This is a genomic window from Zestomonas insulae (assembly GCF_016901015.1).
Classification (GTDB): Bacteria; Pseudomonadota; Gammaproteobacteria; order Pseudomonadales; family Pseudomonadaceae; genus Aquipseudomonas; species Aquipseudomonas insulae.
In genome coordinates, this window is record NZ_JAFEUP010000005.1 from 41,747 (window position 1) to 65,013 (window position 23,267).

Annotated in this window: 15 protein-coding genes and 1 tRNA gene; 10 read left to right on the forward strand and 6 right to left on the reverse strand. The window is 66.7% G+C overall.

Features of this window, described 5'->3' with window-relative positions:
* Positions 1 to 51: 51 nt before the first annotated feature.
* Positions 52 to 1,281: a multifunctional CCA addition/repair protein gene (locus JQX08_RS16100; protein WP_205349429.1), complete on the forward strand. Its 1,230-nt coding sequence runs from the start codon at positions 52 to 54 to the stop codon at positions 1,279 to 1,281.
* 33 nt (positions 1,282 to 1,314) lie between these two features.
* Here JQX08_RS16100 and folK read toward each other — a convergent pair whose 3' ends face one another.
* Both folK and folB read right to left on the reverse strand, forming a co-directional pair.
* Positions 1,315 to 1,854, reverse strand: coding sequence for a 2-amino-4-hydroxy-6-hydroxymethyldihydropteridine diphosphokinase (gene folK / locus JQX08_RS16105; RefSeq protein ID WP_205349430.1), 540 nt, complete (start codon positions 1,852 to 1,854; stop codon positions 1,315 to 1,317).
* Positions 1,845 to 2,198, reverse strand: coding sequence for a dihydroneopterin aldolase (folB, locus tag JQX08_RS16110; protein WP_205349431.1), 354 nt, complete (start codon positions 2,196 to 2,198; stop codon positions 1,845 to 1,847). The genes folK and folB overlap by 10 nt, the downstream gene beginning before the upstream one ends.
* 70 nt (positions 2,199 to 2,268) lie before the next feature.
* On the opposite strand from folB, the gene plsY reads away from it, so the two are divergent.
* Positions 2,269 to 2,838: a glycerol-3-phosphate 1-O-acyltransferase PlsY gene (gene plsY / locus JQX08_RS16115; protein ID WP_205349432.1), complete on the forward strand. Its 570-nt coding sequence runs from the start codon at positions 2,269 to 2,271 to the stop codon at positions 2,836 to 2,838.
* 29 nt (positions 2,839 to 2,867) lie between these two features.
* Here plsY and tsaD read toward each other — a convergent pair whose 3' ends face one another.
* Positions 2,868 to 3,899, reverse strand: a complete 1,032-nt coding sequence (gene tsaD, locus JQX08_RS16120) for a tRNA (adenosine(37)-N6)-threonylcarbamoyltransferase complex transferase subunit TsaD (RefSeq protein ID WP_205349433.1) — start codon at positions 3,897 to 3,899, stop codon at positions 2,868 to 2,870.
* 201 nt (positions 3,900 to 4,100) lie between these two features.
* Between tsaD and rpsU the strand changes: the two genes are divergently transcribed.
* The 6 genes from rpsU to JQX08_RS16150 all read left to right on the forward strand — a co-directional run bounded on the left by rpsU (position 4,101) and on the right by JQX08_RS16150 (position 15,365).
* On the forward strand, positions 4,101 to 4,316 hold the full coding sequence (gene rpsU, locus JQX08_RS16125; protein ID WP_002551877.1) for a 30S ribosomal protein S21: 216 nt from the start codon (positions 4,101 to 4,103) through the stop codon (positions 4,314 to 4,316).
* Between the two features lie 143 nt (positions 4,317 to 4,459).
* Positions 4,460 to 6,427, forward strand: a complete 1,968-nt coding sequence (gene dnaG, locus JQX08_RS16130) for a DNA primase (protein WP_205349434.1) — start codon at positions 4,460 to 4,462, stop codon at positions 6,425 to 6,427.
* A gap of 67 nt (positions 6,428 to 6,494) precedes the next feature.
* The gene (rpoD, locus tag JQX08_RS16135) at positions 6,495 to 8,339 is read left to right on the forward strand and encodes an RNA polymerase sigma factor RpoD (protein ID WP_205349435.1); all 1,845 of its coding nucleotides are present in this window, start codon (positions 6,495 to 6,497) and stop codon (positions 8,337 to 8,339) included.
* A 98-nt stretch (positions 8,340 to 8,437) separates the two neighbouring features.
* Entirely contained in the window at positions 8,438 to 12,172 is a 3,735-nt protein-coding gene (locus JQX08_RS16140; protein WP_205349436.1) for an EAL domain-containing protein, read from the forward strand.
* 16 nt (positions 12,173 to 12,188) lie between these two features.
* Positions 12,189 to 12,265, forward strand: a tRNA-Ile gene (locus JQX08_RS16145).
* Between the two features lie 397 nt (positions 12,266 to 12,662).
* Complete coding sequence (locus tag JQX08_RS16150) at positions 12,663 to 15,365, forward strand: cation-transporting P-type ATPase (RefSeq protein WP_205349437.1); 2,703 nt, start codon at positions 12,663 to 12,665, stop codon at positions 15,363 to 15,365.
* Between the two features lie 78 nt (positions 15,366 to 15,443).
* On the opposite strand, the gene norR is transcribed toward JQX08_RS16150, so the two are convergent.
* Positions 15,444 to 17,000, reverse strand: a complete 1,557-nt coding sequence (gene norR / locus JQX08_RS16155) for a nitric oxide reductase transcriptional regulator NorR (protein WP_205349438.1) — start codon at positions 16,998 to 17,000, stop codon at positions 15,444 to 15,446.
* Positions 17,001 to 17,176: 176 nt separating this feature from the next.
* Between norR and hmpA the strand changes: the two genes are divergently transcribed.
* Both hmpA and JQX08_RS16165 read left to right on the forward strand, forming a co-directional pair.
* Positions 17,177 to 18,358: an NO-inducible flavohemoprotein gene (gene hmpA / locus JQX08_RS16160; RefSeq protein ID WP_205349439.1), complete on the forward strand. Its 1,182-nt coding sequence runs from the start codon at positions 17,177 to 17,179 to the stop codon at positions 18,356 to 18,358.
* A gap of 342 nt (positions 18,359 to 18,700) precedes the next feature.
* Positions 18,701 to 19,357 (forward strand): endonuclease, encoded by a 657-nt coding sequence (locus tag JQX08_RS16165; protein WP_205349440.1) that lies wholly within the window; start codon positions 18,701 to 18,703, stop codon positions 19,355 to 19,357.
* A gap of 62 nt (positions 19,358 to 19,419) precedes the next feature.
* On the opposite strand, the gene JQX08_RS16170 is transcribed toward JQX08_RS16165, so the two are convergent.
* Both JQX08_RS16170 and JQX08_RS16175 read right to left on the reverse strand, forming a co-directional pair.
* Positions 19,420 to 21,198: an acyl-CoA dehydrogenase C-terminal domain-containing protein gene (locus tag JQX08_RS16170; protein WP_205349441.1), complete on the reverse strand. Its 1,779-nt coding sequence runs from the start codon at positions 21,196 to 21,198 to the stop codon at positions 19,420 to 19,422.
* Positions 21,199 to 21,386: 188 nt separating this feature from the next.
* Positions 21,387 to 23,180 (reverse strand): acyl-CoA dehydrogenase C-terminal domain-containing protein, encoded by a 1,794-nt coding sequence (locus tag JQX08_RS16175; protein ID WP_205349442.1) that lies wholly within the window; start codon positions 23,178 to 23,180, stop codon positions 21,387 to 21,389.
* Positions 23,181 to 23,267: the final 87 nt, after the last annotated feature.

Sequence of the window (23,267 nt, forward strand, 5' to 3'; positions counted from 1 at the left end):
ACGCACGCGGCGGCGCGAGCGGTTATCCTGTGCGCCAGACGGAGAATTCCCATGCAGATATACAAAGTCGGCGGCGCCGTGCGCGATCGCCTGCTCGGCCTGCCGGTGGCCGACATCGACTGGGTGGTGGTCGGCGCCAGTGCGGCCGAGATGCAGGCCCAGGGCTATCGCCCGGTCGGCGAGGACTTCCCGGTGTTCCTCCACCCGCAGAGCGGCGAGGAGTACGCGCTGGCGCGCACCGAGCGCAAGAGCGGCCAGGGCTACGGCGGCTTCACCTTCTACGCCAGCCCGCAGGTCACCCTCGAGGAAGACCTGCAGCGCCGCGACCTGACCATCAACGCGATGGCCGAGGACGACCACGGCCAGGTCATCGACCCCTATCATGGCCAGGCCGACCTCGCCGCCCGGGTGCTGCGCCACGTCTCGCCGGCGTTCGCCGAAGACCCGCTGCGCGTGCTGCGCGTGGCACGCTTCGCCGCCCGCTATGCGCCGCTGGGTTTTCACGTGGCCCCGGAGACCCTGGCGCTGATGCGCCAGCTCGCCGAATCCGGCGAACTGCAGGCACTGACCGCCGAGCGCAGCTGGAAGGAAATCTCCCGCGCGCTGATGGAGACGCGCCCGGATGTGTTCATCCAGGTGCTGCGTGACTGCGGCGCGCTGGCGCAGCTGTTTCCCGAAGTCGACGCGCTGTTCGGCGTGCCGCAGCCGCCGGCGCACCACCCGGAAATCGACAGCGGCGAGCACACCCTGGCGGTGCTGCGCCAATGCGCCGCGCACCGCCAGCCCCTCGCCGTGCGCTGGGCCTGCCTGCTGCACGACGTCGGCAAGGGCACCACGCCGGAGAGCCAATGGCCGCGGCACATCGCCCACGAGACCCGCGGCCTCAAGTTGATTCGCGCGGTCAACCAGCGCTGCAAGGCGCCGCGAGACTGCCAGGAGCTGGCCTTGCTGGTCGGCGAGTACCACACCCATGCACATCGCGCCCTGGAACTGCGGCCCAACACGCTGCTCGAACTGCTGCAACGTTTCGACGTGTACCGCCGCCCGCAGCGCCTCGAGGAGTTCATCGCCGCTTGTGAGATGGACGCCCGCGGCCGCCACGGCCTGGAGCAGCGCGCCTACCCCCAGGCCGACTACCTACGCGGCGCCGCTGCCGCCGCCCGCGCGGTGACCGCCCAGCCGCTGCTGGAGCGGGGACTGCAAGGCGCCGAGCTGGGCGAAGCCTTGAACCGCGCGCGGCTCGAGGCGCTGAAGGCTTACAAGGACGGCGCCAGCGCCTAGTCCACCGGCGGCGCCCGGGTGTGCCGCCGAGTGCTACAACGGCGCGGGGAACGCTTCGAGCAGCGTCGCCGGCGTCAGCTCACGGTCGCGCCAGGCGAACGCCACCGGCCACAGACGCTGCGCGCGCGGCATCGCCTGCCACAGCGCGGAAAAGGTCTGCCCAGCGGAGGGATGGCCCTGCTCCGGCGCCAGTAGGGCCAGCGGCCAGAGCACGAAGGCATTCTTGAGAATTTCCGGGCGTGGCAGGATCAGGCCGTCGAAGTTGCCGACCTGCTCGCCGTATAGCAACACATCGATGTCCAGCGGCAAACCCTTGCGGTTCGGCGCATAGCGGCCGTTGTCGGCCTCGATGGTCTTCAGCCGGCGATCCAGCTCGTGCAGCGGCAAGTCGGTCAGCGCGGTGACCGCCAGGTTGTAGAACGGCCCGCTCTTGATGCCCACCGCGTCGCTCTCGAACACCGGCGAACAGCGCAGCTCGAGAAGAAAGCCGGCCAGCGCATCGAGGCCGGCGATAATGTGCGCTTCGCGCTGGCTATTGCTGCCAACGCCGAGGAAAACCCGGGTCAGCGACATCCGCGCTCGATCTCCACGCCGACTCCGGCGGCAGCCGGATTGGCCCCCGGCTTGGTCACCCGCAAGCGCAGCCAGGTGATGCCGAACTCGCTCATCAAGGTCGCTGCCAGGCGCTCGGCGAAGGTCTCCACCAGCTCGAAGCGCGCCGCCTGGGCGAAGGCGTCGATGCTCGCCGAGACCTTGGCATAGTCGAGCGCCTTGCTCAGGTCGTCCTCGGCCGCCGGCGCGCGAATGTCCCAGGCGAAGGTCAGGTCCAGGCGCAGGCACTGGCGGATATTGCGCTCCCAGTCGTAGGCACCGATCAGGGTGTCGACTTCCAGACCTTCGATAAATACGTTGTCCAAACGCTCTGCTCCACGACAAGGGGCCCAGGCCCCCGCTAGAATCGGGGTCACGCTGCCTGGAATGGATACCATGTTTTGGCTACTGGCGGTCCTCGCCTACCTGCTTGGTTCGCTGTCCTTCGCCATTTTGCTCAGCCGCCTCGCGGGCGGCCCGGACCCGCGCGCCGCCGGCTCGGGCAATCCCGGCGCGACCAACATGCTGCGCGTCGCCGGCAAGAAACTCGCCATCCTCACCCTGCTCGGCGACCTGCTCAAGGGCCTTGTGCCCGTGCTGATCGCCGCCCTGCTCGGACTGGGCATCCAGCAACAAGCCTGGATCGGCCTGGCGGCCGTGGTCGGCCACCTGTATCCGCTGTACTTCCGCTTTCGCGGCGGCAAGGGTGTCGCCACCGCCGCCGGCATGCTCCTCGGCCTGTATCCGCCGGCCGCGCTGCTCGCCGTGTGCGCGTGGCTGCTGACCTTCGTGCTGACCCGGACCAGCTCGCTCGCCGCACTGATCGCCACGCCGCTGACCCTGCCACTGCTGGCCTGGCAGCAACCCGGCGCCCTGCTGCCGACGACCCTGCTGACCGGGCTGATCGTCTGGCGCCATCGGCGCAATCTAAGCGACCTGTTCGCCGGACGCGAACGGCATTTCTGAATCGTCGAGCTGAATAGCGCTCACTTGCCTCAGGACGCCAGCGGCGGCAGCTGCTCCATCGGCCAACGCGCCTTCACGCCAATCGCCGGGCCTTCCTGCTGCCCGGCGAGCAAGCGCTGGCAGCCGGCATAGGCAATCATCGCCCCGTTGTCGGTGCAGAACGCCGGACGCGCATAAAACACCCGCCCCTTGAATTCGCCGAGCATGCCGTCCAGTGCCTGGCGCAGCGCCCGGTTGGCGCTCACCCCGCCGGCGATCACCAGACTGTTGAGCCCGGTCTGCTTGAGGGCCCGGCGACACTTGATGGTCAGCGTGTCGACCACTGCCTGCTGGAACGCCAGGGCGATGTCGCTGCGCGTCTGCTCGCTGTCGTCGCCGGCAGCGCGGCACTGTTGCCAGGTGTTGAGGGTGAAGGTCTTCAACCCGCTGAAGCTGAACTCCAGGCCCGGACGGTCGGTCATCGGCCGCGGGAAGCTGAAGCGCCCCGGTGTGCCGCGCTCGGCCAGGCGGGCGATCTCCGGACCACCGGGATAGCCCAGACCGATCATCTTGGCGGTCTTGTCGAAGGCCTCGCCGGCGGCATCGTCGAGCGACTCGCCGAGCAACTGGTAACGGCCGATGCCATCGACCCGCACCAACTGGGTGTGCCCACCCGATACCAGCAGGGCAACGAAAGGGAACTGCGGCGGCGTCTCCTCGAGCATCGGCGCCAGCAGGTGGCCCTCCATGTGGTGCACGCCCAGCGCCGGCACACCCCAGGCCAGCGCCAGCGCCTGCGCGCAAGAGGCGCCGACCAGCAGCGCGCCGACCAGGCCGGGGCCAGCGGTATAGGCGATGCCCTGAATGACGGTGGTGGCCACGCCCGCCTCGGCCAGCACCTGGCGGATCAGCGGCAGCATGCGCTTGACGTGATCACGCGAGGCCAATTCCGGCACCACGCCGCCGTAGACGCGGTGCAGGTCGATCTGACTGAACAAGGCATCGGCGAGCAAGCCGCGTTCGCTGTCGTACAGCGCTACGCCGGTTTCGTCGCAGGAAGTTTCCAGACCCAGTACGAGCATGGGTTCGTCCCTATAAGGCTGGGCAAATTAGAAGGCGCGCATGATAATCGCCGCCCCCACCCCCGGCCAGCGCTTTTCGATCAGAGGCTTTGCATTCCGGGCGGCGAGGCGGTAACATCCGCAACCCTTAAAAACCGACGTATCCCGAGCCGCTTGCCGGGACCCCGTCAACCCTCGGTAATTAATGTAGGTACGACCTGGATGCCAGCCGTCAAAGTTAAAGAGAACGAACCCTTCGACGTAGCCCTGCGTCGCTTCAAACGCTCCTGCGAAAAAGCCGGCGTCCTGGCCGAAGTTCGCAGCCGCGAGTTCTACGAAAAGCCGACTTCCGAGCGTAAGCGCAAAGCCGCTGCCGCCGTTAAGCGTCACGCCAAGAAAGTGCAGCGCGAACAGCGCCGTGCCGTTCGCCTGTACTAATCCGTACCGCGCGTAACGCCACGAATGCCCGGCTCCGTCCGGGCATCGCATTTTTCGCAGCACAAGACTCCGCTTCGCCAACCGGCGAACCTGCGGAGTTTTTTTGTTTCTCCCGCCTACGCACGCCAGTATCCTGAACGCCTATGGCCGGCCTGATTCCGCAATCCTTCATCGACGACCTGCTCAACCGCACCGACATCGTCGACGTGGTGAGCTCGCGCATCCAACTGAAGAAGGCCGGCAAGAACTACAGCGCCTGCTGCCCGTTCCACAAGGAAAAGACCCCGTCGTTCACCGTCAGCCCCGACAAGCAGTTCTACTACTGCTTCGGCTGCGGCGCGGGCGGCAATGCGCTCGGCTTCGTCATGGACCACGACAACCTGGATTTCGTCCAGGCCGTCGAGGACCTGGCCAAGGCCGCCGGCATGGAGGTCCAGCGTGAAGACGGCGGCCGCGGCCACACCCCGCGCCAGCCCACCGATTCCCCGCTGTATGCACTGCTGACCGCCGCTGCGGACTACTACCGCCAGGCACTGAAGAGCCATCCGACCCGCAAGGCGGCAGTCGATTACCTCAAGGGCCGCGGCCTGTCCGGCGAGATCGCCCGCGATTTCGGCCTCGGCTTCGCCCCACCCGGCTGGGACAACCTGCTCAAGCACCTCGGCGGCGACAGCTTGCAGCACAAGGCGCTGATCGATGCCGGGCTGCTGATCGAGAACACCGACTCCGGCAAGCGCTACGACCGCTTCCGCGACCGTGTGATGTTCCCGATCCGCGACAGCCGCGGGCGGATCATCGCGTTTGGCGGCCGAGTGCTCGGCGACGACAAGCCCAAGTACCTGAACTCGCCGGAAACTCCGGTGTTCCACAAGGGCCAGGAACTCTACGGCCTGTTCGAGGCACGGCAGAACAACCGCAACCTCGACGAGATCATGGTCGTCGAGGGCTATATGGACGTCATCGCCCTAGCCCAGCAAGGCCTGCGCAACGCCGTCGCCACCCTCGGCACCGCCACCAGCGAAGAGCACCTCAAGCGCCTGTTCCGCATCGTGCCGAGCGTGCTGTTCTGCTTCGACGGCGACCAGGCTGGCCGCAACGCCGCCTGGCGCGCCCTGGAGTCGACCCTGCCGAGCCTGCAGGACGGCCGCCGCGCACGCTTCCTGTTCCTCCCCGAAGGCGAAGATCCCGACAGCCTGGTCCGCGCCGAGGGCACCGATGCGTTCCGCGCGCGCATCACCCAGCACGCCCAGCCGCTCGCCGACTACTTCTTCCAGCACCTCATGGAGGAGGCCGATCCGCGCTCACTGGAAGGCAAAGCGCACCTGGCGACCCTGGCCGCACCACTGATCGAAAAGATCCCCGGGACCAACCTGCGCACCCTGATGCGCCAGCGCCTCAGCGAGATCACCGGACTCAGCGGCGAGACCGTCAGTCAGTTCGCCTCCAGCATCCCGGCCGCCCCCAGCAGCAGCGAGCAGGCGGCCGCCTACGACTACTACGACGCCCAGCCCGATTACGGCGATATCGCCGATTACGCCAACCACATCGAGCCGCCCGCCGAGAGCTACGAGCCTCAGAAGAACTGGAAGAAGGGTGACGGCAAGGGCTGGAAGAAAGATGGCAACTGGAAGAAGGGTGGCCGCGACGAGGCGCCGCGCCGGCCGCGCGAGCCGATCAAGGTCGAATCACCGACGCTGACCGCCTTGCGCACCCTGCTTCACCACCCAGAACTCGCGCATAAGGTCGAAGATGCCGGCCATTTCGCCGCGGAAGACGACACCTATGCTCAACTGCTGGTCGCCCTGCTCGGCGCCCTGCAGAAGAATCCGAAGCTGCGCTCACTGCAGCTGATCGCGCGCTGGCACGGCACAGAACAGGGACGCCTGCTCAAGGCGCTGGCGGAAAAGGAATGGCTAATTCGTGGCGACAACCTTGAACAACAGTTTTTCGACACCATATCTAGCCTTGCCGCCCGCCAGCGCGAGCGCAGCCTGGAGCAACTGCTCCGCAAAGCGCGCACCAGCGAGTTGAGCGCAGAGGAAAAAACCCACCTGCGCGAGCTCCTCAGCCGCAATGCTTCCATCATCACGCCGAGCCCAACTGGCGCGTGACGCCTGTGCTCGGCTATAATGGTCAGCTTGTCTTCAGCCCGCCTAGACCTTCAGTGGATAGGGTGTTATGTCCGGAAAAGCGCAACAGCAGTCTCGTTTGAAAGAGTTGATCAGCCGTGGTCGTGAGCAGGGTTACCTGACTTACGCCGAGGTCAACGACCACCTGCCGGAGGATATTTCCGACCCGGAACAGGTGGAAGACATCATCCGCATGATCAACGACATGGGCATCAACGTATTCGAGAGTGCTCCGGATGCGGATGCCCTGTTGTTGGCCGAAGCGGAAACCGATGAAGCCGCCGCCGAAGAAGCTGCCGCCGCCCTGGCCGCGGTAGAAACCGATATCGGCCGCACCACCGACCCGGTGCGCATGTACATGCGTGAAATGGGTACCGTGGAGCTCCTCACCCGCGAAGGCGAAATCGAAATCGCCAAACGCATCGAGGAGGGCATCCGCGAGGTGATGAGCGCCATCGCCCACTTCCCTGGCACCGTCGACAGCATCCTCGGTGAGTACCAGCGCGTCACCACCGAAGGCGGCCGCCTGGCGGAAGTCCTGAGTGGCTATATCGACCCGGACGACGGCATCGCCGAGCCGGCCGAAGCCCCGGTTCCCGAAATCAAGACCGGCGCTGCCGCCGAGACCGATGACGACGAGGAAGCCGACGGCGACAGCGACGACGAGGAAGAAGGCGACGGCGGTCCGGATCCGGAAGAGGCGGCGCGCCGCTTCACCGCGGTCTCCGATCAGCTCGAGAAGACCCGCAAGACGCTGAAGAAGCACGGCCGCGACAGCAAGCAAGGCGTTGCCGAGTTGCAGGCGCTCGCCGAGCTGTTCATGCCGATCAAGCTGGTGCCCAAGCAGTACGAAGCCTTGGTGACCCGCGTGCGCGGCGCCCTGGACCGCGTGCGGGCCCAAGAGCGAGCGATCATGCAGCTGTGCGTGCGTGACGCCCGCATGCCGCGTGCCGACTTCCTGCGCCTGTTCCCGGGCAACGAAGTCAACGACAGCTGGGCCGCCGGCCTGGCCAAGGGCAAGGCCAAGTACGCCGAAGCGATCAGCAACCTGCAGGCTGACATCCAGCGCTGCCAGGAAAAGCTCGCGGACCTGCAGAACGAATCGAGCCTGACCATCGCCGACATCAAGGACATCAACCGTCGCATGTCGATCGGCGAAGCCAAGGCGCGCCGGGCGAAGAAAGAAATGGTCGAGGCCAACCTGCGCCTGGTCATCTCGATCGCCAAGAAGTACACCAACCGCGGCCTGCAGTTCCTCGACCTGATTCAGGAAGGCAACATCGGCCTGATGAAGGCGGTGGACAAGTTCGAATACCGCCGCGGCTACAAGTTCTCGACCTACGCCACCTGGTGGATTCGCCAGGCGATCACCCGCTCGATTGCCGACCAGGCGCGCACCATCCGTATCCCGGTGCACATGATCGAGACGATCAACAAGCTCAACCGTATCTCTCGGCAGATGCTGCAGGAGATGGGTCGCGAACCGACTCCGGAAGAGCTGGGCGAGCGCATGGACATGCCCGAGGACAAGATCCGCAAGGTCCTGAAGATCGCCAAAGAGCCGATCTCCATGGAAACGCCGATCGGCGACGACGAAGACTCGCATCTGGGCGACTTCATCGAGGACTCCACCATGCAATCGCCGATCGACGTGGCGACCGTGGAAAGCCTCAAGGAAGCCACCCGCGAAGTGCTGGCCGGGCTCACCGCGCGTGAAGCCAAGGTCCTGCGCATGCGTTTCGGCATCGACATGAACACCGACCACACCCTCGAAGAGGTCGGCAAGCAGTTCGATGTGACCCGCGAGCGTATCCGGCAGATCGAGGCCAAGGCGCTGCGCAAGCTGCGCCACCCGACCCGCAGCGAACACTTGCGATCGTTCCTCGACGAGTGATACCAGAACCCCCGGCCTAGCCCGGGGGTTTTGCTTTTCGGCGCCCCCCCTCCGCGACTACACTTTGCCACTAGTCTTCGCTTGGGGATGGGGCTTGTATGCCGCGACTGCCGGCCGTTGTGTTGTTCTGTCTGGCGCTCTTCACCGCCCCGGTCATGGCCCTGACGCTGACCCAGAAGGAACGCGACTGGCTGGTCGCGCACCCGCAGCTGCGCCTAGGCATCGACGCCTCCTGGCCTCCGTTCGAATTCCGCGACGACCACGATCACTACCAGGGCCTGGCCGCCGACTATGTGCAGCTGATCCAGCAGCGCCTGGGCATCCAGCTGCAGCCGATCGAGCCGAGCAGCTGGAGCGAAGTGCTGCGCCAGGCTAAGAGCGGCGACCTCGACCTGCTGCCCGGCGTGATGTCGACCCCCGAGCGGCAGAGCTACCTGCACTTCACCCGCCCCTACCTGGATTTCCCGATCGTCATCCTGGCCCGCGAGAACGGCCCGCAACCGCGCACATTGCGCGACCTGTACAGCCTGAAGATCGCCATTGTCGCCGACTACGCGCCCCACGAGCTGCTGCGCAGCCAGCACCCGGACCTCAACCTGCTGCCGCTGCCGAGCGTCAGCGCAGCTCTGCAGGCGCTCGCCACCGGCCAGGCCGACGCCTTCGTCGGCGACCTCGCCTCCAGCGTCTGGAGCCTGCGCCAGCTCAAGCTGGAAGGCCTCTACATCAGCGGCGAAACACCCTACCGCTATCAGCTGGCGATGGCCGCGCCGAAGGGTCATGAGCTGCTCATCGGCATCCTCGACAAGCTGTTCGCCGAGCTGACCCCCGAAGAAATCCGCGCCCTGCAGGAGCCCTGGGTCGGCACTCTGCTCGATCAGCGCGAGGTATGGCGCGACGCCCTGCGCTACGGCCTGCCGCTGCTGCTGGCGGTGCTTGCCGTGCTGGCGATCATCCTGCGCATCAACCGCCGGCTGAGCAGCGAAATCGGCCGGCGTTCGGCGCTCGAGCGCGAATTGCGCGCCAGCGAGCAGCACTACCGCGGCCTGGTGGAAAGCCTGTCGGCGATCGCCTGGGAAATGCGCCTGCCCGACTACTGCTTCACCTACGTCTCGCCGCACGCCGAGAAACTGCTCGGCTACGCGGTCAGTGACTGGCTGCAGCCGGGCTTCTGGCAGCGCACCCTGCACCCGGATGATGCCGCGCAGGCCATCGACTACTGCGTCAGCGAAAGCGCCGCCGGGCGCGACCACACCCTCGACTACCGCATGCTCGCCGCCGATGGCCGGGTGGTCTGGCTGCGCGACATCGTCACGCTGATACCCCAGGGAGACGGCGTGCTGATGCGCGGGCTGATGATCGACATCACCGAGGCCAAGCACACCGAGCGCGCGCTGCGCCTGTCCGAGCAGCAGTTCGCGTCGGTGTTCCACCACTCACCGGACATCCAGGTCATCGCCAGCCGCGAGGACGGCCGGCTGCTCTCGGTCAACCAGACCTTCGAGCAGCAACTCGGCATCGCCGCCGCCGAAGCGGTCGGCAAGACCTCCAGCGAGCTGGGCATCTGGGTGCTGCCGGGGATCGCCCCGGAGCTGCTGTCGAGCATGCAGCAGCAGAACCTGCACAACCTGGAAATGCCCTTCCGCCGCCGCAACGGCGAGATGTTCACCGGGTTGATTTCCTCGCAGCGCATCCTCCTCGACGCCACCCCGGCGCTGGTCGTGGCGGTGCGCGACATCAGCCAGCTCAAGGAAACCCAGCAGCGCCTGCAGATCTCCGAGGAGAAATTCGCCCGCGCCTTCCACGCCTCGCCGGACGGCATGCTGATCACCCGCCTGCGCGACGGCCTGCTGATCGAGGCCAACGAAGGCTTCACGCGGATCACCGGCTACCGCCCCCACGAGGCCACCGACCAGTCGACCATCCAGCTCGGCGTGTGGGCCAACCCGCAGGACCGCCTGCAGGTCGTCGAACAACTGCGGCACAGCGGCAGCGTGCACGACTACATCGCACCGATCCGCACCCGCGACGGCCAGCAGCGCCTGTGCGAACTGTCGGTGCAGAGCATCCTCATCGGCGACGAAGCGTGCATGCTGACCATCGCCCGCGACATCACCGAGCGCCAGGTCATGCAGGAGAAGCTGCAGCAGGCCGCGACCGTGTTCGAAAGCACCGCCGAGGGCGTGCTGATCACCGACACCCGGCAGCGCATCACCGCGGTCAACCGCGCGTTCAGCGAGATCACCGGCTACAGCGAGGCCGAAGCGCTCGGCCAATCGCCGCGCCTGCTCGCCTCCGGCCAGCACGACAGCGCCTTCTACGCCGCGATGTGGCACCAGCTGGCCGACCAAGGCCACTGGCAAGGCGAAATCTGGAACCGCCGCAAGAGCGGCGAGCTGTACCCGGAATGGCTGACCATCAACGCGGTGCACGACCCGGCCGGGGTGATCACCCACTTCGTCGGGGTGTTCGCCGACATTTCGATTCTCAAGCACGCCCAGGCGCGCCTCGACTACCAGGCGCACCACGACCCGCTCACCGGCCTGCCCAACCGCCTGCTGTTCGAGAGCCGCCTGCTCGCCGCGCTGAACGACGCGCAGGCCGACGACCGCCAGGGTGCGGTGCTGTTCCTCGACCTCGACCGCTTCAAGCACATCAACGACAGCCTCGGCCATCCGGTCGGCGACACGTTGCTGAAGAGCATCGCCCTGCGCCTGCGCGACCAGTTGCGCGACATCGACACCGTGGCCCGCCAGGGCGGTGACGAGTTCATCATCCTGCTGCCCGGCCTGCACCAGCTCGACGACGCCGAGCATGTCGCCGCCAAGCTGCTGAGCTGCTTCGACACAGCGTTCCAGGCCGACGACCACGAGTTCTTCATCAGCGCCAGCATCGGCATCAGCCTGTTCCCCGCCGATGGCAAGGACGTTGCCACGCTGGTCAAGAACGCCGACGCGGCGATGTACCGCGCCAAGGCCAAAGGCCGCAACCGGGTCGAGCTGTACACCCGCGACCTGACCTTCCAGGCCACCGAGCGCATGGCCCTCGAACACGAGCTGCGCCGCGCCCTGGAGCGCAACGAACTGAGCCTGCACTACCAGCCCAAGCTGGCCCTCGACAGCCGCCGCCTGACCGGCGCCGAGGCGCTGATCCGCTGGCAGCACCCGGTGCTCGGCGACATCCCGCCGGACCGCTTCATCCCCCTCGCCGAGGAAAACGGCCTGATCTTGCCGCTCGGCGACTGGGTGCTGCAGGAGGCCTGTCGGCAGATGAGCGTGTGGCACAAGCAGCACGCGCCGTTCGGCCCGCTGTCGGTGAACCTGGCCGGCGCGCAGCTGCGCCAGCCACTGCTGGCCAAGCGCATTGCCGGGCTGCTCGACGAGCTGCAGCTGCCGCCCCAGCTGCTCCAGCTGGAGATCACCGAAGGCTTCATCATGAGCCAGACCGAAGAAGCGCTGGCGATCCTCCACGAGCTCAAGGCGCTGAAACTGGAGCTGGCGATCGACGACTTCGGCACCGGCTACTCCTCGCTCAGCTACCTCAAGCGCCTGCCGCTGGACACCCTGAAGATCGACAAGTCGTTCGTCAGCGGCCTGCCGGATGACCCGCACGACGCCGCCATCGTCCGCGCGATCATCGCCCTCGCGCGCAGCATGCAGCTGACGGTGATCGCCGAAGGCGTGGAAACCCAGGCGCAGGAGGACTTCCTCACCCGCGAAGGCTGCGGCCAGATCCAAGGCTTCATCCTCAGCCAGGCGCTGCCGGCCGAGCAGTTCTCCCAACATTTCCTCAGCCCCCGACACGCAATTGGCGCCAGCGAGACCGCGCCGGTATAATCCGCCCGCCTTCTGGGGGCCTATAGCTCAGTTGGTTAGAGCAGAGGACTCATAATCCTTTGGTCCACGGTTCGAGTCCGTGTGGGCCCACCATCACAATCCATGAATCAGGCCAGCCTCCGTGCTGGCCTTTTTCGTTTCTGCCCGACCGTAATCTTCGGCCAGCGGCTCTTCCCTTCCGCCACAGCACTGCCGCCGAGCCCCGTCACAGTCCCTCCGCTACTCGATCGAATCGCCAGAACCGCAGGCGTTTTCCCGCAGTTCCTTGCCCAACCGGTAGCCGACGGCGCCGCATCACCCTCCACCGGAGGCGCCCGCAGCTGACCTGGATCAAGCGCGTACGGCTTGGCGCGGGCAACCATAGGCGCAGACAGCAACCGTTCAGGTTGGCGGGGCGAAAGTGGAACACAGGACGAGTAACCACTCGCCGGGGCCGCCACCGGCTGCCCTTCTCCACTTCGGCTCAGGACGACAGATCCAGGAGGACGACATGGGATCACTGCAACCGCACCAGCACAGCACCGGCCTCTGGTACCGCAAGAGCGTGGACCAGACCCTCGCCGAACTGCAGACCGGCACCCGCGGGCTGACGCCTGACGAAGCGCAGGCGCGCCTGCTGCGCGTCGGTGCCAACGCTCTGCCGGCCAAGGCCGTCGACCCGGCCTGGCTGCGCTTCGCCCGGCACTTCCACGACGTGCTGATCTACATCCTCCTCGCCGCCGCGCTGGCCACCGCGCTGATGGGCCACTGGACCGACACCCTGGTGATCCTCGCCGTGGCGGTGATCAACGCGGCAATCGGCTTCTTCCAGGAAAACAAGGCGGAGAGATCCCTGGCCGCGCTGCGCGGCATGCTCAGCAGCAGCGCGCACGTGATCCGCGACGGCGCCAAGCTGGAGATCGACGCCGCCGAACTGGTGCCCGGCGACATCATCGTGCTGCGCCCCGGCGACAAGATTCCCGCCGACGTGCGCCTGTTCGAGGTGCACCACCTGCAGGTCGAGGAATCCATGCTCACCGGCGAGTCGCTGACCGTGGCCAAGCACGCCGAGGCCCTCGACCACGAGGCGCAACTCGCCGACCGCACCAACCTCGGCTACTCCGGCACCAGCGTCAGCGCCGGCAACGCCAAGGGCGTGGTGATCGGCACCGGCGCGGCCACCGAGCTGGGCAAGATCAACCGCATGATCGCCACGGTGGACGAGACCGAAACCCCGCTGCTGCGGCAGATCGCCCAGCTCGGCAAGCGCATCTTCCAGCTGATCATCGGCATGATGCTGGCGCTGTTCGTCATTGGCTTCTTCTGGCACGACTACCCGTTCGGCGAACTGCTGCTGTCGCTGATCAGTCTGGCGGTGGCCTCGGTGCCCGAGGGCCTGCCAGCGATCGTGTCGATCATCCTCTCGCTCGGCGTGCAGCGCATGGCGCGCAACAAGGCAATCATCCGCAAGCTGCCGACGGTGGAGACGCTCGGCGCGATGAGCGTGATCTGCTCGGACAAGACCGGCACGCTGACCATGAACGAAATGACCGCCAAGCAGGTGCTGACCGCCAGCGCCAGCTACGCCGTCGAGGGGCAGAGCTACGAGCCCAAGGGCCGCATTACCCTGGCCGGCGCCACCGAGCCGCTGGACTGGGCGGCGCACGGCAACCTCGCGGCGTTCATCCGCGCCGTGGACATCTGCAACGACAGCAGCCTGCAGCGCGACGACAGCGGGCGCTGGAGCGTGGTCGGCGGGCCCACCGAGGGCGCGCTCAAGGTGCTGGCGCGCAAGGCCGAACTGGCCGAGATCGAGGTGCGGCGGCTGGGCAAGATTCCCTTCGACTCGGCCTACAAGTACATGGCGCGGCGTTGCGACGTCGACGGCGAGCCGCTGATCTACCTCAAAGGCGCGCCCGACGTGTTGCTGCGCATGTGCGAACAACAGTTCGGTAGCGCCGGCGTCGAGCCGCTGGACCGCGCCTACTGGGAACGCGAGATGAGCCATATCGCCAGCCAGGGCCTGCGCATGCTGGCGGCGGCCTACAAGCCGGTGCCCGGCGCCGGCGGCGACATCGATCACCCGGACGTGCAGCAGGGCATGGTGTTCCTCGGCGTCGCCGGGCTGATGGACCCGCCGCGCCCGGAGGCGATCGAGGCGATCGCCATGTGCCGGCAGGCCGGCATCCAGGTGAAGATGATCACCGGCGACCACCCCGATACCGCGGTGGCCATCGCCGGCATGCTCGGCATGGGCAACGACCTGCGCGCGATGACCGGCCAGGAACTGGAGGCCACCGACGATGAGGCGCTGAAGGCCGTGGCCATGCAGTACTCGGTGTTCGCCCGCACCAGCCCGGAACACAAGCTGCGTCTGGTGCGTGCCCTGCAGGCCAACGAGCAGGTGGTGGGCATGACCGGTGACGGGGTCAACGACGCGCCGGCGCTGAAGCAGGCCGACGTCGGCATCGCCATGGGCATCAAGGGCACCGAGGTGACCAAGGAGGCCGCCGACATGGTGCTCACCGATGACAACTTCTCGACCATCGCCAACGCGGTGCGCGAGGGCCGGCGGGTCTACGACAACCTGAAGAAGACCGTGCTGTTCGTCCTGCCGACCAACCTGGCGCAGGGCCTGATCATCGTCATGGCGATCCTCGCCGGCGCGGTGGTGCCGCTGTCGCCGCTGCAGATCCTGTGGATGAACATGGCCACCTCGACCACCCTGTCGTTCGCCCTGGCGTTCGAACCGGGCGAGGCGGGAATGATGCGTCGCGCACCGCGCAACGCCCACGAGTCGATCCTCAACGGCTTCGCCGTGTGGCGAGTGTTCTTCGTTGGCGGCCTGCTGGCGGCGGCGGCGTTCCTGGTCGAGGCCTGGATGCTCGGCCAGGGCCAGGACACCGACCACATCCGCACCATGGTCCTGCACACCCTGGTCACCGCGCAGTGGGCCTACCTGTTCAACTGCCGCCTGCAGGAGCGCTTCTCGCTGAATGCCGCGCTGCTGCGCAACGGTGCGCTGCTTACCGTGACCCTGGCGCTGGTCCTGCTGCAGTGTCTGGTGCTGTACGTGCCGTTCATGCAGACAGCCTTCCACACCGTGCCGCTGTCGTTCGGCAACTGGCTGGCCGCGCTGGGCATCGGCGTACTGGTGTTCTTCGTCGTCGAGCTGGAGAAGCTGGTGATCCGCCGCTGGCGAGCCCGCCACTAACCCGCCGGCCGGCGCGCCACGCCGCCGGCCGCCCCAACAAAAAGCCGCGCAGTGCGCGGCTGTTGCGTTGCCGGACGATTACTTGAGGCCGAGGCGCTTGGCCAGGCGGCTCAGGTTGGCGCGGTCCAGGCCCAGCTCACGGGCCACGGTGGCCCACTGCTGCTGATGACGGGTCAGCGCCTCGCCGATCACCTGGCGCTGGTACTGGTCCACCGCATCGCGCAGGCTCAATCCGGCCGCGCTGGCCGGCGCGGCACTCGGCAGTGCCGGGGTGGCCGTTGCCGGCGCGGCGGGCGCCAGGTCCAGCGCCGCAGCCTCGATGGTGAGGATGCGCGGGCGCTCGGGATTCAGCGCCAGCGACTTCAGCGCCGCGCGGCCGATCAGGTGCTCCAGCTCGCGCACGTTGCCCGGCCAGTCGTAGGCGAGCAGCTCCTTCTGCGCCGCGGCCCCTAGGCGCAGACTGCGCAAGCCCATGCGCGCACGGTTCTGTTCGAGGAAATAACCGGCCAGTAGCAACACGTCGCGGCCGCGCTCGCGCAGCGCCGGCACGCGCAGCGGGTAGACGCTGAGGCGGTGGTAGAGGTCGGCGCGAAAGCGCCCGGCGCGCACTTCCTCGGCCAGGTCGCGGTTGGTCGCCGCCAGCACGCGCACGTCGACGCGGTGCTCGCGGTCGGAACCTAAGCGCTGCAGCTGACCGCTCTGCAGCACGCGCAGCAGCTTGGCCTGCACCGTCAGCGGCAACTCCCCGACCTCATCGAGGAACAGCGTGCCGCCGTCGGCCAGTTCGAACTTGCCGCTGCGTTCGCTGAGCGCGCCGGTGAAGGCGCCGCGCACGTGGCCGAACAGCTCGCTCTCCACCAGCGAGTCCGGCAGCGCGGCGCAGTTGAGGCTGATCAGCGGCTGGCCTGCACGCGGCGACGCGGCATGGATGGCCTCGGCGACCAGCTCCTTGCCGACCCCGGTCTCGCCACTGATCAGCACCGTCAGCTCGCTGTCGCCGACCAGCGCGACCTCGCCAAGCAGGGTGCGGTGCGCCGGGCTGCTGCCGATCAGTTCGCGCGACAGCTGCTGGCCAGCCGCCTGCTTGTAGGCCTCGGCGATGCGCCGCTCGTCCTCGACCTTGCGGGTCAGCAGCTTGATCCGCTCGCCGGCCATCACCGTCGCCGCGGCCAGGCTGGCGAACGCGCCGAGCTGGTCGAGCTCGACGCTGCCGAAGCTACCGGCATCCAGCGCATCGAGGGTCAGCAGGCCCCACAGCTGGTCCTGCAAGTACAGCGGGCAGCCCAGGCAGTCGTGGACTTCCAGATGGCCTTGATGACCCTCGACCAGGCCGTCGTAAGGGTCCGGCAGCTCGCTGTCGGCGGGGAAACGCGTCGGCGCGCGGCTGGCCAGCAACTGCTCCAGGCGCGGGTGCTCGCTGACCTTGAAGCGCCGCCCAAGGGTGTCGGCGCTCAGGCCGATTACCGACAGCGGCACCAGGAACTCGCCGTCCAGGCGCAGCAACGCCACCGCCTCGCAGGGCAGCAGTTGCTGCAGGGCCTGCAACAGGCGCTGGTAGCGCTCCTGCTCGGGCAGTTCACGGGACAGATCGGCCATCAACGGGGTGAAGATGGCGAGCGGGGTTGTTGCTGTCATATCGACCATACCGAGTCATTTAGACCAAAGCGCTGCCCGAGTCATTACGACACGAATAAACACAAGGCATTGAAAATAAAAGGAAAAATACTTGGCACGAAATCTGGAATAGCCAGGCCATGCAGCAACGCTAGCACGTCGCTGCGCCTTTCGGTCATTCCCGCCTTGGAGTCCTTATGCTGTCAGCCGAACAACGCACCCTGATCAAAGCCACCGTCCCGTTGCTGGAAAGCGGCGGCGAAGCCCTCACCCGCCACTTCTACCAGCTGCTGTTCAGCGAACATCCCGAGGTGCACGCGCTGTTCAACCAGGCCCACCAGGCCAGCGGTAACCAGGCCAAGGCACTGGCCAACGCGGTGCTGATGTATGCCCGGCACATCGACCGCCTGAACGAACTGGGCCCGCTGGTGGGGCAGATCGTCAACAAGCATGTGTCGCTGCAGATTCTTCCGGAACACTACCCGCTGGTCGGTGGCTGCCTGCTGCGCGCGATTCGCGAGGTGCTCGGCGCCGAGCTGGCCAACGATGCGGTGATCGCCGCCTGGGCCGCCGCCTACGGGCAACTGGCCGGGCTGCTGATCGGCGCCGAGGAGGAGGTCTACGCGCGCAACGAGCAGCTGGACGGCGGCTGGCGCGGCATTCGTGAATTCCGCGTGGCGCGCAAGGTCGCCGAGAGCGAGGAGATCGTTTCGTTCTACCTGGCGCCGGTGGATGGCGGCGCGCTGCTCGAGTTCGCCCCCGGCCAGTACATCGGCCTGCGCGTGGTGCTGCCGAGCGGCGAGGAGCGCCGCAATTATTCGCTGTCGGCGCGCGGCGACGGCCGTCACTACCGGATCAGCGTGAAGCGTGAGCATGGCGGGCGGGTGTCCAATCACCTGCACGATCAAGTGCAGGTCGGCGATGTGCTGGAGCTGTACCCGCCGGCCGGCGACTTCGTCCTGCGCAGCAGCCAGAAGCCGTTGGCGCTGATCACCGCCGGCGTCGGCATCACCCCGGCGCTGGCCATGCTCGAGCAGGCGCGCGACAGCGGGCGGCCGATCCACTTCATTCACTGCGCGCGGCATGCCGGGGTGCATGCGTTCCGCGACTGGACCGAGGCGCAGAGCGCGGCGTATCCGCAGGTGCGCCACTACTTCTGCTACAGCGAGCCACGCGACGGTGACGAAGCGCATGCCGAGGGTTTCCTCAGCCCGGAACTGCTCGACCGCTGGCTGCCGGCCAACCGCGACCTGGACGCCTACTTCCTCGGCCCGCAGCCGTTCATGGCCCAGGTCAAACGCCAGCTGCGCGCGCTCGGCGTGCCGCAGGAACAGTGTCACTACGAGTTCTTCGGCCCCGCCGGTTCGCTGGACGCCTGACGGGCAACGCACCGGCAGCCACGCGGCTGCCGGAAGCGGAAAAAAGAAAACCCCGCCGAGGCGGGGTTTTGCAGACTGAATCCTGATATCCGTTTCGCGACGTCCTAGTCCATCCGCCATCCTGGCGGTATCCCAAAGGTCCGTGTTGGTCTGGGCGCTTCCTGCGCGGGATCCATGGACGGCAGAGTAGCCGCGCCGGCGCGGCGGCGACAGCAGCGATCTCCACCAGTCCCTGTAAGCCATGGCTTACACCCACCAGCAGGCTGGTTCCCTGGCTGTGGACGGCTTGCTAGACTCGGGCTTGTCCAACAATCCAACAAGAACGCTCGACAAGGTGACGCAATGCGCGGAATGGTGATTGCCCTGGCCTTAGCGGCAGTGCCTGCAGTACCCGCCCTGGCCGCCGGCCAGGATCAACTTCCCAACGCCAAGGTGGCGATCGACCAGGTGTTCTGGCCGAAGCTGTACGCCAATGGCGGCAGCACCCTGTACTGCGACAAGCCGTTCACCGCGGCGAGCAGCGAGTACACGGCCAGCGCGGTGTACAGCAGCAAGCAGATCAAGTCGGCGCTGCGCTGCATGACCGAGAACCAGTGCCAGGTGGTCAACCCGCAGTTCGACTACATGCTCGCCGACCTGCACAACCTCTATCCGGAACTGACCCGCGTCGAGCTGACCCGGCGCAACGCGCAATTCGGCACGGTCGGCCCGGACGTGGCGAGCAAGTTCACCGACATCGGCTGCGACTTCAAAGCCACCTTCCAGCTCGTCGAGCCGCGCGACGCCGCCAAGGGCAACGTGGCCCGCGCGATCTTCTACATGCACAAGGAATACGGCCTGCCGATCGCCGGGCAGCTGCAGATGTACCAGCGCTGGAACGAACTGGACCCGCCGGATGCGGCGGAGAAGGCACGCAACGCGCAGATCGAACAGCTGCAGGGCAACCGCAACGCGTTCATCGACGACCCGGCGCTGGCGGCCAAACTGACCCAGGACTGAGCCGTTTCCCGCGCATAAAAAAACCCCGCCAAGGCGGGGTTTTTCATGCCGGGCGAAACGCCTTAGAACTGCTCGGCGTCGAGCAGGTACAGCGATTCGCTACCGGCCTTGACCGAGGCGCTCAGCGAGTGGATGCGCGGCAGCAGGCGGGCGAAAAAGAAACGCGCGGTGCCCAACTTGCTCACGTAGAACTCGTCGTCGCCCTGCTTGGCCAGCGCGGCGCGCGCCATCAGTGCCCACATGTAGGCGTAGGCGGTGTAGCCGAACACCTGCAGGTACTCGACCGAGGCGGCGCCGATTTCGTTCGGGTTGGCCTTGGCGCTGTCGATGACCCACGCGGTCAGCTCATCGAGGTTGGCGACGGCTGCCTTGAGCGGCTCGACAAACTCGGCCAGCGAGGCGTCCGCGCTGCTGACGAAGGCTTTGATCTCATCGGCGAAGTGCTTGTAGAAGCTACCGCCGCTGCCGACGATCTTGCGGCCCATCAGATCCAGCGACTGGATGCCGTTGGTGCCTTCGTAGATCTGCGTGATGCGGCAGTCGCGGATCAGCTGCTCCTGGCCCCACTCGCGGACGTAACCGTGACCGCCGAAGATCTGCTGGCCGTGGACGGTAGTTTCCAGGCCCATGTCGGTGAGGAACGCCTTGGCCACTGGGGTCAGCAGGGCAACCAGCTCTTCCGCACGCTTGCGGGTGCTGGCGTCTTCGCTGTACTTGGCGGTGTCCAACTGCATGGCGACGTAGCTGGAGAAGGCACGACCGCCTTCGTTCAACGCTTTCATGGTCAGCAGCATGCGGCGTACATCCGGATGCACGATGATCGGATCGGCGGCTTTGTCCTTGGCCACCGGACCGGTCGGCGCGCGGCTCTGGATGCGGTCGCGGGCGTACTCGACGGCGTTCTGGTAGGAGCGCTCACCGAGCGACAGGCCCTGGATGCCAACACCCAGACGCTCGTAGTTCATCATGGTGAACATAGCGTTGAGGCCCTTGTTCGGCGCATCGACGATCCAGCCGGTGGCGCCGTCGAAGTTCATCACGCAGGTGGCCGAGGCCTTGATGCCCATCTTGTGCTCGATCGAGCCGCAGGACAGCGAGTTATTCGCGCCCAACGAACCGTCGGCGTTGACCATGACCTTCGGCACCAGGAACAGCGAGATGCCTTTCGGGCCAGCCGGGGCGTCGGGCAGCTTGGCCAGCACCAGGTGGACGATGTTCTCGGTCAGGTCGTGCTCGCCGCCGGTGATGAAGATCTTGGTGCCGCTGATCTTGTAGCTGCCGTCCGCCTGCGGTTCGGCCTTGGTGCGGATGATGCCCAGGTCAGTACCGGCGTGCGGCTCGGTCAGGCACATGGAACCCGCCCAGACGCCGGCGTACATGTTCGGCAGGAACTGTTCCTTCAGCTCTTCGCTGGCGTGGTTGAGGATCGACAGGCAGGCGCCAGCGGTCAGCATCGGGTACAGGCCGAACGACAGGTTGGCCGAATTGACCATTTCCTCGACCTGGGCGCCGATCACCTTGGGCATGCCCATGCCGCCGAATTCTGGTGAGCCGCCGACGCCGACCCAGCCGCCTTCGGCATAGGTGCGGTAGGCCGCCGGGAAACCGGCCGGGGTTTTCACCGCGCCGTCGGTCCACGCGCAACCTTCTTCATCGCCACTGCGGTTCAGCGGGGCGATGACGCCTCCGGTGACCTTGCCGGCTTCTTCGAGGATCGCCGAGGCGGTGTCGGCATCGACCACTTCGGCCAGGCCTGGCAGCTCGGCCCACAGCTTGGCGACGTCGAATACTTCATTGAGAACGAAGCGCATGTCGCGCAGGGGAGCTTTGTAGTCAGCCATGGTGGATTCCTCGAGCGAACAAAACAGGGCCTGCCAGCCAGGATTGCGCAGGTGCGGCGGAGTTTAAGCGAACAACTTTTTTGATATGTAGCGTCATGTTGAGACCGTCCGGTCATTTCACGAAGGGCGAGGCGCGCGCATGAAAAAGCCCGCCATAAGGCGGGCTTCTCCGGGCGCCGAACCGCTCGTCAGAGCGTGAAGTGCTCGGCGGACAGGCGCATCAGCACCTCGCTGCCGGCGTCCGCGGCGGCCAGGTGTGCACCGGCCCGCGGCAGCAGGCGCTTGAAGTAGAACTCGGCGGTGGCCAGCTTGGCCTGGTAGAAGGCCTGTTCGGCGCTGCCGGCCTCCAGCTTGGCCTGGGCGACAGTGGCCATGCGCAGCCAGAAGTAGCCGAGGGTGACGTAGCCGGAGTACATCAGGTAGTCCACCGAGGCGGCACCGACTTCGTCGGGGTTCTTCATCGCCGCCATGCCGATGCGCGTGGTCAGCTCGCCCCACTGCTGGTTGAGGCGCGCCAGCTCGGCGACCTGGGCCTTGAGCTGCGGGTGCTCGGCCTGCGCCTGGCAGAACTTGTGGACGATCTTGGTGAAGCTGCGCAGCGCCTTGCCCTGGCTGCCGAGCACCTTGCGGCCGAGCAGGTCGAGGGCCTGGATGCCGTTGGTGCCTTCATAGATCGGCGCGATGCGGCAGTCGCGCATCAGCTGTTCCATGCCCCACTCGCGGATGTAGCCGTGGCCGCCGAACACCTGCATGCCGAGGCTGGTCACCTCGAGGCCGGTGTCGGTCATGAACGCCTTGCAGATCGGCGTGAGGAAGGCCAGCAGGCCCTCGGCCTCGGCGACCTGTTCGGCGTCCGGGCTGTGCAGCAGGTCGAGCAGCTGCGCGGTGAAGTAGGCCAGCGCGCGGTTGCCCTCGTTGAACGCCTTCATAGTCAGCAGCATGCGGCGCACGTCCGGGTGGACGATGATCGGGTCGGCCGGCTTGTCCGGCGCCTTCGGCCCGGTCAGCGCGCGCATCTGCAGACGGTCGTTGGCGTAGCGCACGGCGCCCTGGTAGCTCGCCTCGCCGTTGCACAGGCCCTGCATGCCGGTGCCCAGGCGTGCGTGGTTCATCATGGTGAACATGCAGTTGAGGCCCTTGTTGGCCTCGCCGATCAGGAAGCCCTTGGCGGAGTCGAAGTTCATCACGCAGGTGGCCGAGGCCTTGATGCCCATCTTGTGTTCGATCGAGCCGCACGACACGCCGTTGCGCTCGGCGGGTTCGCCATCGGCGTTGACGTTGAATTTCGGCACGATGAACAGCGAGATGCCCTTGGTGCCGGCCGGCGCGTCGGGCAGCTTGGCGAGCACCAGGTGGATGATGTTCTCGCTCATGTCGTGCTCGCCGGCGGAGATGAAGATCTTCGTCCCCGACACCGCGTAGCTGCCGTCGGCCTGCGGCACCGCGCGGGTCTTGATGATGCCGAGGTCGGTGCCGCAGTGCGGCTCGGTCAGGCACATGGTGCCGGTCCAGCGACCTTCGGTGAGCTTGGTCAGGTAGGTGTCTTTCTGCTCGGCGCTGCCGTGGGCGTGGATCGCCGACATGGCGCCGTGGGTCAGCCCCGGGTACATGCCCCAGGAGGTGTTGGCGGTGCCGACCATCTCGGCGATCACCAGACCCAGCGAATGCGGCAGGCCCTGGCCACCGTAGGCCGGGTCCGCGGCCAGACCGTTCCAGCCACCCTCGACGTACTGCGCGAACGCTTCCTTGAAGCCCTTCGGCGTGGTCACCACGCCGTCGTGCCACTGCGCACCTTCCTCGTCGCCGGAGCGGTTCAGCGGCGCCAGCACCTGCTCGCAGAACTTGGCGCCTTCCTCGAGGATCGCGCCGACCATATCCGGGCTCGCGTCGTTGGCGCCGATCGCGGTGTAGGTGGCGGGGAAGTCGAAGACTTCATCGAACAGGAAGCGCATATCGCGCAGGGGAGCTTTGTAGTCAGGCATGGCAGGTCTCCGTCGACGGCTGCGCCACGCGCAGCGGGGGAAAACCTCAGGCTACTGCCGATACCGGGGAGCGACAATCACGTTGCA

Excerpts from the sequence above, each read along its gene's own strand:
- hmpA (WP_205349439.1), top strand. The coding sequence starts at position 17,177 with ATGCTGTCAGCCGAACAACGCACCCTGATCAAAGCCACCGTCCCGTTG.
- JQX08_RS16140 (WP_205349436.1), top strand. The coding sequence starts at position 8,438 with ATGCCGCGACTGCCGGCCGTTGTGTTGTTCTGTCTGGCGCTCTTCACC.
- dnaG (WP_205349434.1), top strand. The coding sequence starts at position 4,460 with ATGGCCGGCCTGATTCCGCAATCCTTCATCGACGACCTGCTCAACCGC.
- plsY (WP_205349432.1), top strand. The coding sequence starts at position 2,269 with ATGTTTTGGCTACTGGCGGTCCTCGCCTACCTGCTTGGTTCGCTGTCC.
- rpoD (WP_205349435.1), top strand. The coding sequence starts at position 6,495 with ATGTCCGGAAAAGCGCAACAGCAGTCTCGTTTGAAAGAGTTGATCAGC.
- rpsU (WP_002551877.1), top strand. The coding sequence starts at position 4,101 with ATGCCAGCCGTCAAAGTTAAAGAGAACGAACCCTTCGACGTAGCCCTG.
- JQX08_RS16170 (WP_205349441.1), bottom strand. The coding sequence starts at position 21,198 with ATGGCTGACTACAAAGCTCCCCTGCGCGACATGCGCTTCGTTCTCAAT.
- folK (WP_205349430.1), bottom strand. The coding sequence starts at position 1,854 with ATGTCGCTGACCCGGGTTTTCCTCGGCGTTGGCAGCAATAGCCAGCGC.
- JQX08_RS16100 (WP_205349429.1), top strand. The coding sequence starts at position 52 with ATGCAGATATACAAAGTCGGCGGCGCCGTGCGCGATCGCCTGCTCGGC.
- JQX08_RS16165 (WP_205349440.1), top strand. The coding sequence starts at position 18,701 with ATGCGCGGAATGGTGATTGCCCTGGCCTTAGCGGCAGTGCCTGCAGTA.
- JQX08_RS16175 (WP_205349442.1), bottom strand. The coding sequence starts at position 23,180 with ATGCCTGACTACAAAGCTCCCCTGCGCGATATGCGCTTCCTGTTCGAT.
- JQX08_RS16150 (WP_205349437.1), top strand. The coding sequence starts at position 12,663 with ATGGGATCACTGCAACCGCACCAGCACAGCACCGGCCTCTGGTACCGC.
- tsaD (WP_205349433.1), bottom strand. The coding sequence starts at position 3,899 with ATGCTCGTACTGGGTCTGGAAACTTCCTGCGACGAAACCGGCGTAGCG.
- norR (WP_205349438.1), bottom strand. The coding sequence starts at position 17,000 with ATGACAGCAACAACCCCGCTCGCCATCTTCACCCCGTTGATGGCCGAT.